Raw genomic sequence first — 17,069 nt, 5'->3', positions numbered from 1 at the left:
GCGATCAGCCCCATGCGGGTGTCCCTTGTGATCAGACGCAGTTGCGCCTATGTTTAAGATGTCCTTCGGGACTATGGACATAAACGCGCTCGCAATAAGCGGATCGGACCCGGGGGCGGTACCCGGCGACTCCACCAAACATCCTTCATTTGGGGATCATGGGGTCGAAATAGGATCGACGAACGTCTAAAGGGGTTTGCTTTGTTTCGGCTGTCTGCCACCGTTATCGGCGAAACATGTACAATTGCAAATGACAATCGTGCTCCAGTAGCGATGGCCGCGTAAGCGACCTGAGATACTGAAATCTAAGTCCTTACGTTTAGCGACCTAAGGCGGGGTTCGCAGGCACCTGGCAACAGAAGCCTGCACTTTACCCAATGAATTCAGCGACCTGGAAGCTTTTGTTAAGCTTGTGGAAATGGATATGTTCTCAAATTTAAGGAGGCTAATCCCTGTTGACCGGTTGTTGTGTTCAGGGCTGAAATTCTGAACCAGTGGTACAACGACATCTGGGAAGATGACAATCTGGGCGTGATTGACGTCTATTTCGTGGCAGCCCCCACCAATCACTACATCGCGCCCAGATTTGGCATTGAACCAGCTGAAGTGCGCGAATGGGTCTGTGTTTTGCAAACTCTTGTGATCGACATCATGGTAACAATCCTTCACAGGATTGAAGACGAACATGGGTTGAGCGCCATGTCGGGGATCAAGGTCACCAAGGCGTCGAAAGGGGTGCCGATCAAAACCTGTCAGCAGTTAATACTGCGATTTGACGCCAACCTCAAAGTTGAGAGCTGCCCAGCATTTGCTTTTTCGAACAGGCAGGCCAATGGCCTGAAAACACCCACGCCTCTTGCCGGGCGCGACACCGGTGACGTGAACGTATTCTCGCATTGACCTTATGATCTTTTTCGTGCGACCCCTGTGATATGGGGATATCGCGATCGCCCCGTGAGGCTCAGGCCCAAGTATCGCATCCTGTTGAGACGACATAAGGATGCATTTCATGGCACAATTTGCCTCGATCACCCCAAATTCCCTGATGCGACTGATCGGAACGCCGCAGGCGCCCGTAATCATCGACGTTTGCATAGAGCAAGATTTCAACGACGATCCCTACTTGATACCGACCGCACAAAGATGCCCCCATCAATCCATCCAAGAGCTTGCGCCGGAGCTGCCGGGCAAACATGTGGTCGTGGTGTGCCAGAAAGGTTTGAAACTCAGCCATGGTGCCGCCGCGCTCCTGCGTACGCTTGGTATTCGGGCGGAAGCCCTGGAGGGCGGGAATCTGGCCTGGCACGCACTCAAGCTGCCACGCATCCCAGCGTCACAGTTGCCTCCCACCATGACCGGCACGCGCTGGGTGACCAAATGGCGCACCAAGATTGACCGGATCGCTTGCCCATGGTTGATCCGACGATTTATAGACCCCAAAGCGCAAATTCTCTTTGTACCGCCCGCCGAAGTTGCCAATGTTGCCGAAAAATTTCAGGCAACTGCCTTTGATGTTCCCGGCGCACCCTGGACCCACAGCGGTGCGCTTTGCACCTTTGATAATATGCTGGCCGGGTTTGGGTTGAATATTCCCGCTTTGGAAAGAATGGCCGTGGTGGTCCGGGGCGCAGACACAAATGATCATGCTTTGGCCCCGGAATGCGCCGGGTTGCTTGCCCTCTCGGTGGGTCTGTCACGCGGGTTTCGGGACGACCTGGAGCAACTGGACGCGGGTATGGTGATCTATGACGCCCTCTATCAGTGGGCCCGCGACGGCCAGAACGAAACACATGACTGGCAAGAGGCACCCGCATGACAGCCCCGTCAACGCAGGAGTTAATTCACGTCTTTGGTCGCATTGGGTTGTTGTCCTTTGGCGGTCCGGCAGCGCAAATTTCACTGATGCACCGAGAGTTGGTCGAAACCCGTGACTGGCTGAGTGAACAGAGTTTTCTGCGCGCCCTCTCTTTATGTATGTTGCTGCCCGGACCGGAGGCCATGCAGCTTGCCACCTACGCCGGATGGCGACTGCGTGGCACGCTTGGTGGTTTGATCGCCGGTTTGCTCTTTGTTGTTCCCGGAGCGCTGGTGATCCTTCTGCTGGCGATGGGCTATGCCGTCTATGGTGAGGTGCCACTGGTCCAGGCGGCATTTGAGGGGGTCAAAGCCGCCGTTATCATTATCGTTTTACAAGCCCTATTGAAAGTGTCCCGCAAGGCGCTCACAACCCGCGACGCATGGGTGCTGGCGGCGGCTGCCTTTGTGGCTTTGTTCGTCTTTGGCCTGCCCTTCCCGCTGATCATTGTGCTGGCGGCCCTTTATGGCGCGATGATGCAAAACACCGGCACGCCGCCCGAAACACCGGCTGCGGATATTGCACCAAACACGCTGAAAACCCTTGCAATCTGGGCCAGCCTTTGGGCCCTTCCGGTTGGTGTCCTGTGGGTAACGGATCAGGTATTCTTGACGCAAATCGCGCTTTTCTTTTCCAAGCTCGCCGTGGTGACATTTGGCGGCGCTTACGCCGTACTTGCCTATATGACTCAAACGGTTGTTCAGGATTTCGGCTGGATCACCACAGCACAGATGATCGACGCCTTGGGGCTGGCGGAAACGACGCCCGGGCCGCTGATCCTTGTCACTGAGTTCGTGGCACTCCTGGCCGGGTTCGCCCAAGGTGGGATTGGTCTCGCCCTCGCCGCTGGTACGGTCGCACTCTGGGTGACCTTCACGCCATGTTTTTTATGGATCTTCCTCGCTGGGCCTTACCTTGACATCATTTCCAGCAAACCAAGACTATCATCAGCCCTGTCCGCCATTACGGCCTGTGTTGTCGGCGTCATTTTAAATCTTGCCATCTGGTTCGCCCTTCACGTGTTGTTTACACAAACATCAACTGCCACGTGGCACGCGGCGCCAGTACCGGAACTGGCGTCCTTGAGCTTTAAAGCGCTGGGATTAACGGGTCTGGCGGCCGTTCTAATGCTCATATCAAAACGCGGCATGGTAGAAACGCTTGTTATCATGGCACTGGCGGGTGTGTTGACGAGCCTGTTCTGACGCGTGCGCGATTTTGAGCATGCAGCCTCTTCACTCTGCGCGGGAATCGGCTATGCTTTAGCCACGCAACCGGGACAGCTCAGAGGATCACGATGAGCAGCAGCATTGATTATGGAAACCTGATGCATGAGGCCATGCGCGGCCTCATCAAAAAGGTTCTTGAGGATGTTTCATCCCATGGTCTGCCCGGAGCGCATCATTTCTTTATCACGTTTGACACCAGCCACCCGGATGCAGAGTTGGCGGATTGGCTGTCAGACCGGTACCCCGGCGAGATGACCGTGGTCATGCAACATTGGTACGAGAATCTGGAAGTTGGCACGGACGGGTTTGCCGTAACGCTGAACTTTGGAGATGCGCCGGAGCCGCTCTACATCCCATACGACGCGATCAAGACCTTCGTTGATCCATCTGTTGAATTCGGCCTGCGCTTTGAAACGCAGGAAGAAGACGGCGAAGACACAGTGGCCACCGGAACAGAGCTTTCCACGCTGCCAACAGCGCCGGTTCCGGCCGTCAAACCTGCGGCTGAAACACCCGCCAGCACGGATGAGCCGGCCACAAAAGATGCCAAAGACGCCGATATTGTGTCTTTGGACAGCTTTCGCAAATAGATAAGGATGCTGCGGCTTGACGCCGTGCACCCAACCTATTGCTTTGTCAGAAAGGTGGAAACGGTGCGTTGGATTTCACCGTTGCGTACACTTTTGTAGTCCAGACGTAATCCGCCATCCGCAAGGGTTCTGTCGAACTGCTGTATCTCATAGCCGCCGTCCTCTGCTACGAAAAGCGAATATACACTCAGCGTTTCATCGTGGATTCGGCTCCAGACGTAGGGTTCTCCCTGCATCGGATCCATCTGCACGTCATGCCCGAAAACATTGCGTTTCATCGCCGCCGCGTAGACTTCGCCGCGATCAGAAGGCACAAACTCGATCGAATATGACTTCGCTTTTGTCGATCCATCAGCCCGGTAGGTCGTGGACGTCCAGTTCACCTTGAACCCGTATCGTGTTTCAAAGATTTCCACATTCATGTCACGCTCGCGTTTGGTGCCATCAGCAGAGGTGACCGTGGCCGATCCGTCATAGACACCAACAAAACGCGAAATGTCCGCCTGAGCGGCCGCCGCACACATGATAAGTCCTACCGCCAGAAAGACCCGCGTCAAATAGCATCTGAGCGTTTGCGGGGCTGATGACATGTTGCCGATCCTTCTGGCGACGCAACCACGCCGAGTGGCGGGTCGAGACGAGCTTCTTGCACCATACAAGATAACACGCGGCGGCATCTATTCAACAATGCAATCCAAACTAACGCGTTCTATTGGATCATAACACCGCGCAGGACCGTGATTGCCAAGACCTTGTTGCGCCGCAACGCAGGCAACTGTACACCCCGGGTAGCACAAAAACACGGATGACATCATGGCTCAGACCCGCACCGAAACCGACAGCTTTGGCCCCCTGGAAGTTCCCGCAGAAAAATACTGGGGCGCGCAGACGCAGCGCTCCATCATCAACTTCCCCATCGGCTGGGAAAAACAACCGATTGCTGTGGTGCGCGCCCTCGGCGTGATCAAGAAAGCCTGCGCACAGGCCAATATCGCCTTGGGCAAACTGGACGCAGAGCGGGGAAACGCGATTGTGCAGGCCGCAGGCGAGGTTGTGGAGGGTAAATTTGACGACAATTTCCCGCTGGTGGTCTGGCAGACCGGATCGGGCACGCAATCCAATATGAACGCCAATGAAGTCATTGCCAATCGCGCCATCGAAATTCTGGGCGGCGAAATCGGGTCCAAAGACCCCGTGCATCCCAATGATCACTGCAACATGGGGCAATCGTCCAACGACACCTTTCCCACCGCAATGCATATCTCCACGGCGATGACGGCGCGCGACGTGCTCTTGCCCGGTCTTGAAAAGCTGCACGCCGCCTTGCAGGCCAAAGTCGAGGAATTTGACGGCATCATAAAGATTGGACGCACCCACACGCAGGACGCCACGCCACTGACCCTGTCTCAGGAGTTCTCGGGATATACGCATCAGGTCGCGATGGGCATCCAGCGGGTCAAAGACGCTTTAGGCCGCATAAACGAGCTCGCACAAGGCGGCACCGCCGTGGGCACCGGTTTGAACACTACTAAAGGGTGGGACGTGACGGTTGCCGCGAACATGGCCGAAATCACCGGCCTGCCCTTTGTCACCGCCCCCAATAAATTCGAAGCGCTCGCCGCTCATGATGCCATGGTCGAAATCTCAGGTGCGCTGAAAACCGTTGCCGCGTCACTGTTCAAGATCGCAAACGACATTCGCCTTTTGGGATCCGGGCCGCGCTGCGGTCTGGGGGAGTTGGTTTTGCCAGAAAACGAGCCGGGCTCCTCCATCATGCCAGGCAAAGTGAACCCGACCCAATGCGAAGCCCTCACGCAGGTCTGCGCACATGTGTTCGGCAACGACGCTGCTGTAGGGTTTGCCGGGTCTCAGGGGCATTTTGAATTGAACGTTTACAAGCCGATGATGGCCTATAACGTTCTGCAATCCATGCAACTGTTGGGTGATGCGGCGTCAGCATTTACGGATAACCTCGTGGTTGATTTGAAGGCGGACGCAGACCGGATAGAAAAGCTGATGCGCGAATCCTTGATGCTCGTGACAGCACTGGCTCCGGAAATTGGCTATGACAATGCCACAAAGGTCGCCAAGACTGCGCATAAAAACGGAACCACACTGAAGGAAGAAGCGATTTCATTGGGTTTCGTGGACGCAGAAACATTTGAACGCGTCGTGCGCCCCGAAAATATGATCGGACCAAAATGAGTACGCCCATCAACCTCAACAAGGTCAAGAAAGAACGCAACCGGGCCTCGCGCAAGGCGCGGGCTGACGAAAACGCCGTCAGCTTTGGTCAAAGCAAAGCGCAAAAAAACCTGTTGAAAGCCAAAGCCGAAAAGATCGCGCGCAATCTGGACGCTCACAAGCGCGAGACATGAACCGGCGCCCCATAAAGCATTCGGTGACCTTGAAAGGTCACCGGACGTCTATCTCTCTGGAGGACGAGTTTTGGAAGGCGCTGCGCGATATTGCGTCAGAAAAATCAAAGCCCATCAATGTCTTGATCGCTGAAATTGATGTGGAACGCGGTAACAGCATGGGGCTGGCCTCCGCGATCCGCCTGTTTGTCCTGCGCGATTTGCAGGACCGTCTGTCACGCGTTCAAACAGACGCGCGGTAGATTTTTTCGATGTTGGCCCCGAGAGCCGTGCCAAATTCGGCATCACTCATTTTCACGTTCAACCCTTCGGTCAGCGCCCGGCTGAAACTTGCGATCATATGTTTGTTTTCGGAAAGTTTCGCCGATGCCACATCTGTTGAATATCCCCCCGACAGCGCAACAACCTGTAGAACACGCGGGTGTGCGGCGAGCCCGTCATAGAGGCCCGGTTGGTCGGGCAAGGTCAGCTTCAACATGACATCAACATCGCCCTCAAGCGCATCAAGATGCTTTGCGATTTCTGCTTCAAGAAGCGCCTCGGCCTCGGCTTTGGTCTCGGAATGAATATTCACTTCCGGCTCCAGGATCGGCACCAACCCGGCCGCAATAACGGTGCGCGCCACGTCAAACTGTTGGGCCACAATGTCAGCTACGCCTTTGGCATTGGCCTCATTCACCACGGAACGCTCTTTTGTACCAAAGATACCTTTCGACTTTGCGTCAGCCAGCAAGTCTTCCAGACCCGGCATCGGTTTCAGAAGTTGAACCCCGTCCGCCTGTTCTTCCAATCCTTTGTCGATCTTCAGAAACGGAACCACCCCGCGGTCACTCCACAATAACTCCGCCACCGGTTTGTCATTGATCGTGTCGTGCATTGTGCGCTCAAACAGGATCGCCCCGATAATTTTTTTGCTTGTAAAGTCGTCAGCAAGAATAATCCGGGCGCGCATGTCGTGCATCGCCTTGAACATTTCCGCATCGCCAGAATAATCAGATGGTTCAACGCCATAAAGGCTCAACGCTTTGGGTGTCGACCCGCCGGACTGGTCCAGGGCCGCGATGAATCCCGCGCCAGATTTAATTTGATCCCGCATCGCGTTGGTGTCTGACATATCTGAGTTATCCTTCTGATTCCGGCTGTTCGTCACTCCATAGAACAGTCCCACGCAGGATGGTACATGTTAGCGCCGGACAGTCGCCAACCAAATATGTCGTGTTATCCAAATGCGCGGCACCTAAGTGCCGCAATGCATGCCTTCATTCTGGAAAATGCGGCCCTCGTCTTTGACAGAGTTTGCAAGGCGGACCGGATTAACCCAGAGAGGCCAGCGCTGGAAAGCGTTCGAGCAGCCACCAAGAGAACGTCGTGAAGGCTCCTGTCACCAGCGCCAATCCAACAACCACCAGCAAACCACCCATAACACGCTCGATCAGTTTCATATGGCGCTTGAGTTGGTTCATGACGCCCATTGCGCGCGTGATGAACATGGCCGCCACCAGAAACGGGATCCCCAGACCGGCCGCATAAACCCCCAACAACAAGGTACCCCGACTGACGGAGGCCTCTGACGCGGCGAGAGAGAGGATTGCGCCGAGTTGTGGCCCGATACAGGGCGTCCAGCCAAAAGCAAAGGCAAGCCCCAAGATATAAGCGCCAAAGCTCGACCCACCCTTGTCGCCGGCATCAAGACGCGCCTCCTGATCCAGGAATGAGATGCGGAACAGTCCAAGAAAATGCAGGCCAAAGACAATTACGACAAGGCCCGAGGCCTGTGCAAAAAGCACTTGATTCTGCAGAAAAAACGCCCCGAAAACGGAGGCCGTGAATCCCAGGATCAGGAAAACAGTACTGAGCCCCAAGACAAAGAACAAAGCGGCAATTACCGCCCGCCGACGCGCAGCCGTTTCACCCGACATTTCGTTCAGGGAAACGCCACTCATATAGGCCAGATAGGGCGGCACAATTGGCAAGACACAGGGACTCAGGAAGCTGATAACCCCGGCAAGCAGAGCCACAAGCATCGCAGGGAGCAGGCCTGCGTCAATGATCTCAATTCCAAACATCCTCCACCCCTAGCCGATAAGTGTTAAGAGGTCACGCGACCTGAAGTCACATCCTTGTGGACAGATTGAAACATCGCGCCTATTTCACTCCCCATGACTGATAGCGAAAATATTTTGGATGCAACCGGGTTGCTGTGCCCCCTGCCCGTGCTCAAGGCGCGCAAACGTCTGCAAGCACTGTCCATGGGGGATGTCCTGACAATGCATGCCGATGATCCGGCGGCCATTGTGGATGTACCGCACTTCTGCGCTGAGGCGGGTCATACGCTGGTTGAAACCGGCCAAAACGGACCAACGCAAGTCTACGTTATTCAAAAGGGTGCATAGAAAAAGGCGCGCCCAGACGGCACGCCTTTTGTTCTTTTTGCGTTGATCAGCACTCAGCCGCCCAGCGACCACCAACCCTTGCGTTTTGGCTTGGCCGGTTTTGCCTCTGCAACAGGTTCCGCTGCAACCGCCACTGGCTCTGACTCTGCTGCCGCGGGCTCGGATTTGGGTTCAACAGGGGCTTGCGCCACGGCGACCTCAGTCGTCACTTCTGACTCACTTGCGGCCGTCGGTTCTTTTGTTGCATCAACCGTTTCTTCAACTTTGGGCTTCTTCGCGCGGCTTGCACGTTTTGGCTTGGCTTTGGGCTTTGGCTCTTCTTCGACAGCAACCTCGGGGTCAGAAGGCGCAGGTGCATCACTGGTCACTTCTTCCTTCGACGCTTCACTCAGAGCCTCGGCTTTCGCCTTGCTTGAACGGGACCGCCGCCGGGGTTTTGGCTTTTCCGCTTCACTTTCGGGAGCAGCCTCTACAGGCGTTTCCGCAACCGGTGTCTGCTCAGCAGCCTCCGCTGCTCCATTCGCAACGGGCACTGATGTGTCATCCTGTTGAACAGGGCTCTCCGCATTTTCGTTGGCACTTTCCGCCTCCACCCCATTGGATTTGTTGCGGCTGCGACGACGGCGGCGACGGCGGCGTTTGGGTTTTGCGTCGCTTTCACCATGCTCGCCAGAGTGTCGCGATTGCTCTGCCTCTTGAGCCGGGGCGGCCGGCGCCTCATCCGCGACAACCGCAGTGTCGTCATCATCCGCATCAACTTGATCCATCAATGAAGTATCCACAGAGACCACATGAGCAGAAGCCACTGGCACAACGCGTGTAGCCGTCTTGAATTTCTCAAGGCTGAAGTCTGGGCTTACAAGCGCAGGGTCCCCCTCGATCCGTACGGAGAGACCATAACGCGCCTCGATATGAGCGATGTGTTCGCGCTTCTGGTTCATCAGGAAATTGGCAATCCCGACGGGCGCACGCACCAGGACTTCGCGGGAGCGTTTACGCGTGCCTTCCTCTTCGATCTGACGCAGGATCGACAGGGCCAGATTGTCATCCGAGCGGATCAAACCGGTCCCATGGCAGGCTTGGCAAGGCTGCGTGGTGGCCTCGATCATGCCCGGGCGCAAGCGTTGGCGTGACATTTCCATCAGTCCAAAACCCGAAATACGTCCCACCTGAATGCGCGCGCGATCGGTTTTAAGCTTTTCCTTCATCCGCTTTTCAACGGCGGCGTTATTCTTGCGCTCATCCATATCGATGAAGTCGATCACGATCAGACCGGCAAGGTCACGCAACCGCAACTGCCGTGCCACTTCATCTGCGGCCTCCAGATTGGTCTTGGTCGCGGTTTGTTCGATTGACCCTTCCTTGGTCGCCCGACCGGAGTTCACATCAATCGCCACAAGCGCTTCTGTCACGCCGATCACAATATAGCCGCCTGAGGGCAGTTGCACCGTGGGATTGAACATCCCAGCCAAATAGCTTTCAACCTGATAACGCGCAAAAAGCGGTAGGCTTTCGGTGTAGAGTTTCACATTCTTGGCGTGGGACGGCATGATCATTTTCATGAAGTCCTTGGCGATGCGATAGCCCCGTGCGCCTTCGACAAACACTTCGTCGATGTCACGGTTGTACAGATCGCGGATCGACCGTTTGATCAGATCACCTTCTTCATAGATCTTTGCGGGCGCCACTGACTTCAACGTCAGATCGCGGATCTGTTCCCACAACCGCTGCAGGTATTCATAGTCGCGCTTGATCTCGGCTTTGGTGCGTTTGGCCCCTGCGGTGCGCACAATGAGACCGGCCCCCTGTGGCACTTCGATCTCAGTAGCGATTTCCTTGAGCTTCTTGCGATCCACCGCATTGGTGATCTTGCGGGAGATCCCGCCGCCGCGCGCCGTATTCGGCATCAACACGCAATAGCGGCCGGCCAGCGAGAGATATGTCGTCAGTGCCGCGCCCTTGTTGCCGCGTTCTTCCTTAACCACCTGCACCAGCAGGATCTGACGGACCTTGATGACTTCCTGAATCTTGTAGCGACGCGGGCGTGGTTTACGCACCGGGCGAATGTCCTCGTGATCATCATCATCCGCCACCGATTCGATGCTGTCATCCTTGGCAGACGCATCCGACTTACGCGCCGGGGCGTCCTCATCGTCCTCTTCCTCGCCATCGGCCTCTGAGGCGACCGCTTCGGGCGTTTCCTCCGGCTCGCTTGCCATAGGGGTTTCTGCCTCTTCCGGCGCGGCTTCATCACCGGTTTCTTCGGTAGAGACTGCGTCCTCTTCCTCCGGCACATCCAAAGGCTCTTCGACGGGCGTTTCCGCCACCCGCTCCATCGGGGATGATCCCTCTTCGGTGTCCAGATCGATGGTCTCCATGCCGTCAATCTGATCGGTGTCCACATCACGAGAGACCACAGCATCTTCGCTAGTGGTCTCCGCAGCCTTCGCCTTGGACCGGTTGCGGCTACGCGAGCGGCGCTTTGGTTTTTCGTCTTCGTCTTCTTTGGCCTTCTGCGCTTCCGCATAGGCGCGCTCTTCTTCCATCAGCGCCTGACGGTCCGCGACCGGGATCTGGTAATAATCCGGGTGGATTTCCGAAAAAGCCAGGAATCCATGGCGGTTACCACCATAGTCCACAAAAGCCGCCTGTAATGACGGCTCGACCCGCGTTACTTTTGCAAGATAGATGTTGCCAGCAAGCTGGCGTTTGTTTTCGGACTCAAAATCGAACTCCTCGACCTTGTTTCCGTCCACCACCACGACGCGGGTTTCCTCCGCGTGGGTGGCATCGATAAGCATTTTCTTAGCCATATTTCCAATGTGCACAGCCGCGATTCCGATGACCCCGGAGGATCAGTCAGATGCGGAATATGTCTTGTCAGGGCGATCTGAGACGCACGGCTGGCCCGGCCCGGAGGGGCCATGGGGTATCTGCTCACTGCATCGGCGCGCGTCATCGCGTTTCTTCTCCGACACGGGCACGCGATTGCGGCCTCGTATCCATTATATACTGAGTGTTTTGGGGCGCGTCGCCTTGTGTCACATCAGCGGTTCGTTGGCCGTTTCCGGCCCAATCGGCCTGCCCTGGTGGCGTGATACGTCCCACACCGCGCCCAAGACAGCGAATTTCGTCAGGAGGGGGTGCATCATCCTGTGACGCGCCTCCTTCCTTCTAATTAATGCGAGAGCGTCCAGAAACACAATGGGCAATGTGACATTCGAGACATAATTCGCGCCTATACCCCCGGTTTCACGAGATTTTTCAACAAAAGCGCCCGGATCAACGCGATCAGAGATAATCCGACCGCTGCAAACCGTATTTTGCCATTTTCTCGTTTAACGTGCGGCGTGGCAGGCATAATTCATCCATCACAGATGCGATTGACCCCCGGTGACGGCGCATTGTGTTGTCGATCAACATTCGCTCAAAAGCTTCGACATATTCTTTCAGCGGTTTGCCTTCAGTGGTCATGACGGGCTGCATATCCTCGTGATCGTTCATCAAGAGCGACGCAATTGTGCCCGATCCCCGGCGCGATTGCAGCACCGCACGTTCAGCCACATTGATCAATTGTCGCACGTTGCCGGGCCATGGCGCTTGCAATAGCTGCGCCGCCTCCTGTGCAGAGACCTGTGGTGCATCACACCCGTATTCATCCGAGAACTGCTCACTGAGACGGGTAAAGAGCGTCAGGATGTCTTCGCCGCGTTGCCGCAACGGAGGAACCGTGATCCGTAGAGCCGCCAGGCGATAGAACAGGTCAGCGCGCAAAGCGTCTTCGGATGTGCGACCCGCTTCCTGAAGGTTCGAGATCGCCACGATGCGCGTTTCAGCAGGAGAGCCTTGCTCGTTGATCACGCTCAGCAGCCGTGCCTGCAAGGTTTCGCTAAGCGCTTCGATGTCTTCCAGCACCAAAGTGCCGCCGCGCGCCTCCTCTATGGCAGGCAACTGCGCATCTTCGGGCTGCATCGGACCAAACAAGCGCTTGCTCAGCTCCTCTTCCTCATATGCGCCACAGCTGATCAGAACGAATTTCTTGCCGGCACGCGATCCGACAGCATGCAGCGCATGTGCCACCAGTGTCTTGCCCGTTCCGGTTTCACCGTCGATCAACACGTGGCCATCCGCCTGCCCCAGATCAAGGATGTCTTCACGCAGGCGTTCCATCACCGGGCTTTGACCGATGAGTTTCTTCATCAACTGACCACCGTCGCTCAACTCGCGGCGCAGCGCGCGGTTGTCCATCACCAGACGCCGCGCACCAGTGGCTTTTTTCGCCAATTCATTCATACGGTCCGGGTTGAAGGGCTTTTCAAGGAAATCAAACGCGCCAACCCGCATGGCCTCCACAGCCATGGGCACATCGCCATGGCCAGTGATCATGATGACCGGCAAGGCGCTGTCATTTCCCATCAATTTTTTGAGAAATTGCATCCCGTCCATACCGGGCATTTTGATGTCAGAAATCACGATACCGGGGTATTCCGGGCCCAGTACTTTGAGCGCATCCTCCGCACTGCCAAAAGTTTCGGTGTCATAGCCTGACAGGGCCAGCCATTGGCTGATCGATTGCCGCATATCCTGTTCGTCGTCAACGATCGCGATTTTCATTGCTTGTGTCATGGATTACTCCGCCGCTTGTGTGTTTTGCTTGCCGTCTAAAATCGGCAATTGCATTTCAAATACTGCCCCGCCAGCCTGCCCATTGCGGGCAGTGAGCCTTCCGCCGAGGTCGTTAACGATCCCGGAGGAGATGGCAAGGCCCAGACCGACGCCATCGCCGGGCTGCTTCGTGGTGTAGAAAGGTTCAAACAACTGATCGAGGTCCTCAATGCCGGGGCCGTTGTCTCGCACCGTCAGCGTCGCTGTTTCGCCGGCCGACAGTATGATTTCGACCGTCGGGTTCCGCTCTGACTTGGTGGCATCCAAAGCGTTGCGCAAGAGGTTCACCATCACCTGCTCAATGCGCAAGCGATCCCCCATCACCTCAACGGGTGCATCCGGGATAATACGAGAGATCTGCACATGTCGCTGGCGCAGTTGCGGCTCCATCATGGACAGCGCTGAAGCCAGCGCATTGCCCATGTCTACTGGCGAAAACGCTTCCTGGCCCTTGCGCGCATAGGATTTCAGCTGGCGCGTAATGCCGCCCATGCGTTCGATCAGATCATCAATACGTCCAAAGGAGGACAGCGCCTCTTCCTGCCGGTTGCGTCGCAGCAACAGCCGTGCGCCCGCGAGGTAGGTTTTCATCGCCGCCAAGGGTTGGTTCAGTTCATGGCTGACGGCCGCGGACATTTCACCGAGAGCGGCCAGTTTACTGGATTGCTCAAGTGTTTGTTCAGCTACAGCAAGCGTTTCCTGAACCCGTTTCCGCTCAGCGATTTCCCGCTGCAACGCCACGTTCAGGGCGCGCAGTTCGGCTGATTCTCGCTGAAACAGCGCCATGCGCAGGGCGTTCCGGCGGCTGAGCGCGTAGAAACTCAGTGCCAGCAGGATCGCGAATCCCATGATTTCCAGCGCAAGCACGCCGTTCACCCTTTCGCGAACAGACGCGTAGGTTGTAAAGGATGCCATGCGCCAGCCGCGAAATGGAATTCGTGTCTCCAGCCGCATGACCGCTTCGCCCTGCAAATACGCATCGGGCGGCAACGCGGTCCAGTCGGCGGTGGCCTGAATAGCCCGCTGTATGGCGTTCTTGGGTGTTTGGCGGGCCAGTGCGTCTTCTTCGGTGCGCCCGCGCCAGCGTGGTTCCGTCGTCAGGATGATATTGCCGGTGCTATCCGTCACAATCACGGCATCCGAGATGCCCGCCCAGGCGCGCCCGAATTTCTGCAGATCGACCTCAACCGTGATCACGCCCAAGACGTCGGATCCTGACTGGACGCGCCGGGAATACATGAACCGATAGCCTCCCGCTTCTGTTTCTGCCACGGTGAAAACCGTTGCATTGGACCGAATGGCATCAACAAAATAGGCTTCCGTGCCATTTGGGGACCCGAGGCGGTTGCGATCCGTGGCGGCCACCGTGCGGCCATCAATGTCCAGCAACATCAAAGATGCCGCGCCGATTTCATCCACAAAGGAGATCAAGCGACGTGTGGATGCGGTATAATCTGCCGAATTCAGAGCGCCGATCAATTCCGGGTCACGGGCCAGAAGTTGTGGCACGATCGCGTTCTGGCGCAGCTCCGATAGAAGGTTCCCGCTGTAAAGCGCCAGTCGCAATTCAGCGCGGTTTCGAGTGCTTTCTGTGAAGCGATCCGTCAAAAGCTTGTTGGTTACAGAAACCACCACGACAGCCAAAGCCAGCACAATCCCGAGCGCGATGCGCGCGCGCCAATTGACCGCCTGGGTCTGGTGGTCTGGATCCACGGTGCTTTCCATGCGAAAAGACTACGCTAAAGCGCAACCCCGGCTCAAGTCACGCCGTGACGAGCGCATTCGCCAATGCGCGGAAGAGCGCTTGCCCATCGGTGCCTCCATGGCCAACATCCGCCGCCCGCTCCGGGTGCGGCATCATACCTAGGATACGGCGGTTTTCCGACAGAATCCCCGCAATATCCGCCCGTGCTCCGTTCGGATTGTCGGTATAGGTGAAGGCAACGCGGTCCTCGCCTTGCAGCCGTGCAATGGTTTCTTCATCGGCAAAATAATTGCCATCATGATGCGCAATGGGAATGTTGATCACATCGCCTGCATTATACCCTTGCGTGTATATTGAATCGGATGTTTCCGTTTTCAAACCAACAGTTTGACAGATATACTTCAAGCCAGCATTGCGCAACAGAGCGCCCGGTAGCAACCCGGTTTCCGTCAACACCTGAAAGCCGTTGCAGACCCCGATTACGTAACCGCCGCGGTTAGCATGGTCGGCCACGGATCGGCAAATTGGCGAATTCGCGGCAATTGCCCCACACCTCAGATAGTCCCCAAAGGAAAACCCGCCGGGAATACCGATGATATCCACACCAGCAGGTAATGCGCTGTCTTTGTGCCACACGAGGCTGACCTTGGCTCCTGCCGCCTCAAAAGCGACCGCAAGGTCACGATCACAGTTGGATCCGGGAAAGACAACAACCGCCGCGTGCATTATGTGATCTCCACCGAATAGGATTCGATCACTGTATTGGCCAGTAGTTTTTCGCACATGGCCGTTACATCGGCTTCACTTGCACCTTCCGCGAGGTCCAACTCGATGACTTTGCCCTGACGCACGCCGTTGACGCCTTCAAAGCCCAAAGCACCCAGCGCGTGGCGCACAGCCTCACCCTGCGGGTCCAAAACACCGTTTTTCAACATCACATGCACTCGCGCTTTCATGGTGATCTCAACTCCCGTGTGATCCGGTTCAATTGGCAAATATGACGGTACGATCAGTTGATCAGCGTCGGTTTGATAACGGGTGCCGCGTTCTTGGGCATCACTCCAAGTCGCCGCGCCACCTCAGTATAGGCGTCTTTGAGATCGCCCAGATCGCGGCGGAATACATCCTTGTCCAGCTTTTGGCCGGTCTCGATGTCCCAGAGCCGGCAACTGTCCGGGCTGATTTCATCCGCTAGGATAAGGCGCTGGAAATCCCCGTCATAAATCCGACCGACTTCAATTTTGAAATCAACGAGGCGAATGCCCACGGCCATCATCACGCCCGACAGGAAATCATTGACCCGCAGCGCAAGGCTCAGGATGTCTTCCATGTCCTGCTGGCTGGCCCAGCCAAAGGCGGCGATGTGCTCTTCGGTGACCAATGGATCCCCCAGGGCGTCATCTTTGTAGCAATATTCTACAATCGGGCGCGGCAATTGCGTGCCTTCCTCTATGCCCAACCGGGTCGACATCGTGCCCGCAGCATAATTGCGAACGATGATTTCCAGCGGAATGATCTCAACCTGACGCACCAGTTGTTCGCGCATGTTCAGACGTTTGATGAAATGATTGGGCACACCAATCTGGCCCAATCCGGTCATGAAAAATTCTGAAAGGCGGTTATTCAACACGCCCTTGCCCTCAATCACGGCCTTCTTTTCGGCGTTGAACGCGGTCGCATCATCCTTGAAATACTGCACGATTGTACCGGGCTCGGGGCCTTCATAGAGGATTTTTGCTTTGCCTTCGTAAATTTTCTTGCGCCGGGCCATGGGCGTCCTTTCGCGAACATGCCACAGGTTTTGCGGCTGAATACAGGTCCCTCTTAGTGCAAGGTCTGGACCGCTGCAAGCCAGCGGCTCTTGCGCAAACCCATCTGAACCCGCATATCGTTTATCAGCCCTATATGTTGATGAGGAGACAGGCCGATGACGACATTCGACGACCGCGAAAATGCATTTGAGAACAAGTATGCCCATGATGCGGACATGCAATTTCGAGCGGAAGCACGGCGCAACAAGCTGCTTGGTCTCTGGGCTGCTGAATTACTGGGAAAATCCGGAGATGACGCCGCTGAATATGCCAAAGAAGTTATTAAATCCGATTTCGAAGAAGCGGGCGACGAGGATGTCTATCGCAAAGTGTCCGGAGATCTCGGCGCAAAAGCGGATGAGGCTACCATTCGCGCCAAAATGGCGGAGATGATGGTCGAAGCCAAAGCGCAACTCATGAACGAGGTCTAAAACAGCGCCAGT

General features: G+C 56.1%; 19 protein-coding genes and 1 other RNA gene. 11 read left to right on the top strand and 9 right to left on the bottom strand.

Annotated elements, in window-relative coordinates; translation table 11 throughout:
- The first annotated feature begins 21 nt into the window (after positions 1–21).
- From ssrA to R8G34_00395, 5 genes are all read left to right on the top strand, one after another.
- Positions 22–370, top strand: a transfer-messenger RNA (tmRNA) gene (gene ssrA, locus R8G34_00415).
- 98 nt (positions 371–468) lie between these two features.
- A complete protein-coding gene (locus tag R8G34_00410) occupies positions 469–900 on the top strand; it encodes a hypothetical protein (protein MDW3221344.1) in 432 nt (143 codons plus the stop codon).
- Positions 901–1,009: 109 nt separating this feature from the next.
- On the top strand, positions 1,010–1,816 hold the full coding sequence (locus R8G34_00405) for a chromate resistance protein (GenBank protein MDW3221343.1): 807 nt from the start codon (positions 1,010–1,012) through the stop codon (positions 1,814–1,816).
- Positions 1,813–3,060, top strand: a complete 1,248-nt coding sequence (gene chrA, locus R8G34_00400; protein ID MDW3221342.1) for a chromate efflux transporter — start codon at positions 1,813–1,815, stop codon at positions 3,058–3,060. Before R8G34_00405 ends, chrA begins: the two co-directional genes overlap by 4 nt.
- 92 nt (positions 3,061–3,152) lie before the next feature.
- Positions 3,153–3,674 carry a ClpXP protease specificity-enhancing factor SspB gene (locus tag R8G34_00395; GenBank protein ID MDW3221341.1) on the top strand — a complete coding sequence of 174 codons (522 nt, stop codon included), beginning with the start codon at positions 3,153–3,155 and terminating at the stop codon, positions 3,672–3,674.
- Positions 3,675–3,709: 35 nt separating this feature from the next.
- On the opposite strand, the gene R8G34_00390 is transcribed toward R8G34_00395, so the two are convergent.
- On the bottom strand, positions 3,710–4,264 hold the full coding sequence (locus R8G34_00390) for a hypothetical protein (GenBank protein MDW3221340.1): 555 nt from the start codon (positions 4,262–4,264) through the stop codon (positions 3,710–3,712).
- Positions 4,265–4,487: 223 nt separating this feature from the next.
- On the opposite strand from R8G34_00390, the gene fumC reads away from it, so the two are divergent.
- Genes fumC through R8G34_00375 form a run of 3 tightly spaced genes read left to right on the top strand, consistent with a single transcriptional unit; the run spans position 4,488 to position 6,294 of the window.
- Entirely contained in the window at positions 4,488–5,879 is a 1,392-nt protein-coding gene (gene fumC, locus R8G34_00385; protein MDW3221339.1) for a class II fumarate hydratase, read from the top strand.
- Positions 5,876–6,052 (top strand): DUF4169 family protein, encoded by a 177-nt coding sequence (locus R8G34_00380; GenBank protein MDW3221338.1) that lies wholly within the window; start codon positions 5,876–5,878, stop codon positions 6,050–6,052. Before fumC ends, R8G34_00380 begins: the two co-directional genes overlap by 4 nt.
- The gene (locus R8G34_00375) at positions 6,049–6,294 is read left to right on the top strand and encodes a ribbon-helix-helix domain-containing protein (GenBank protein ID MDW3221337.1); all 246 of its coding nucleotides are present in this window, start codon (positions 6,049–6,051) and stop codon (positions 6,292–6,294) included. The genes R8G34_00380 and R8G34_00375 overlap by 4 nt, the downstream gene beginning before the upstream one ends.
- On the opposite strand, the gene R8G34_00370 is transcribed toward R8G34_00375, so the two are convergent.
- Positions 6,276–7,166, bottom strand: a complete 891-nt coding sequence (locus R8G34_00370; GenBank protein ID MDW3221336.1) for a fructose bisphosphate aldolase — start codon at positions 7,164–7,166, stop codon at positions 6,276–6,278. The two genes, R8G34_00375 and R8G34_00370, sit on opposite strands and share 19 nt — an antisense overlap.
- Positions 7,167–7,365: 199 nt before the next feature.
- Positions 7,366–8,118: a cytochrome c biogenesis protein CcdA gene (locus tag R8G34_00365; protein MDW3221335.1), complete on the bottom strand. Its 753-nt coding sequence runs from the start codon at positions 8,116–8,118 to the stop codon at positions 7,366–7,368.
- Positions 8,119–8,211: 93 nt separating this feature from the next.
- Here R8G34_00365 and R8G34_00360 point away from each other — a divergent pair, with 93 nt between their 5' ends.
- On the top strand, positions 8,212–8,445 hold the full coding sequence (locus tag R8G34_00360) for a sulfurtransferase TusA family protein (protein MDW3221334.1): 234 nt from the start codon (positions 8,212–8,214) through the stop codon (positions 8,443–8,445).
- Positions 8,446–8,498: 53 nt separating this feature from the next.
- Here R8G34_00360 and R8G34_00355 read toward each other — a convergent pair whose 3' ends face one another.
- The gene (locus R8G34_00355) at positions 8,499–11,258 is read right to left on the bottom strand and encodes an Rne/Rng family ribonuclease (GenBank protein ID MDW3221333.1); all 2,760 of its coding nucleotides are present in this window, start codon (positions 11,256–11,258) and stop codon (positions 8,499–8,501) included.
- A 28-nt stretch (positions 11,259–11,286) separates the two neighbouring features.
- Between R8G34_00355 and R8G34_00350 the strand changes: the two genes are divergently transcribed.
- Positions 11,287–11,604, top strand: a complete 318-nt coding sequence (locus R8G34_00350) for a hypothetical protein (protein MDW3221332.1) — start codon at positions 11,287–11,289, stop codon at positions 11,602–11,604.
- Positions 11,605–11,736: 132 nt separating this feature from the next.
- On the opposite strand, the gene R8G34_00345 is transcribed toward R8G34_00350, so the two are convergent.
- From R8G34_00345 to R8G34_00325, 5 genes are read right to left on the bottom strand one after another with little or no spacing between them, the layout of a single operon-like run.
- On the bottom strand, positions 11,737–13,071 hold the full coding sequence (locus R8G34_00345) for a sigma-54 dependent transcriptional regulator (protein MDW3221331.1): 1,335 nt from the start codon (positions 13,069–13,071) through the stop codon (positions 11,737–11,739).
- A 3-nt stretch (positions 13,072–13,074) separates the two neighbouring features.
- Positions 13,075–14,835, bottom strand: coding sequence for an ATP-binding protein (locus tag R8G34_00340; protein ID MDW3221330.1), 1,761 nt, complete (start codon positions 14,833–14,835; stop codon positions 13,075–13,077).
- 37 nt (positions 14,836–14,872) lie between these two features.
- A complete protein-coding gene (gene purQ, locus R8G34_00335) occupies positions 14,873–15,541 on the bottom strand; it encodes a phosphoribosylformylglycinamidine synthase subunit PurQ (GenBank protein MDW3221329.1) in 669 nt (222 codons plus the stop codon).
- A complete protein-coding gene (purS, locus tag R8G34_00330) occupies positions 15,541–15,771 on the bottom strand; it encodes a phosphoribosylformylglycinamidine synthase subunit PurS (GenBank protein MDW3221328.1) in 231 nt (76 codons plus the stop codon). The genes purQ and purS overlap by 1 nt, the downstream gene beginning before the upstream one ends.
- A 53-nt stretch (positions 15,772–15,824) precedes the next feature.
- On the bottom strand, positions 15,825–16,586 hold the full coding sequence (locus tag R8G34_00325) for a phosphoribosylaminoimidazolesuccinocarboxamide synthase (protein MDW3221327.1): 762 nt from the start codon (positions 16,584–16,586) through the stop codon (positions 15,825–15,827).
- Positions 16,587–16,742: 156 nt separating this feature from the next.
- On the opposite strand from R8G34_00325, the gene R8G34_00320 reads away from it, so the two are divergent.
- The gene (locus tag R8G34_00320; protein ID MDW3221326.1) at positions 16,743–17,057 is read left to right on the top strand and encodes a DUF1476 domain-containing protein; all 315 of its coding nucleotides are present in this window, start codon (positions 16,743–16,745) and stop codon (positions 17,055–17,057) included.
- Positions 17,058–17,069: the final 12 nt, after the last annotated feature.

This window comes from Paracoccaceae bacterium (assembly GCA_033344815.1).
Classification (GTDB): domain Bacteria; phylum Pseudomonadota; class Alphaproteobacteria; order Rhodobacterales; family Rhodobacteraceae; genus Roseobacter.
Note: the sequence above shows the minus strand (reverse complement) of the source record. Positions and strands in the feature narration are given on the sequence as shown.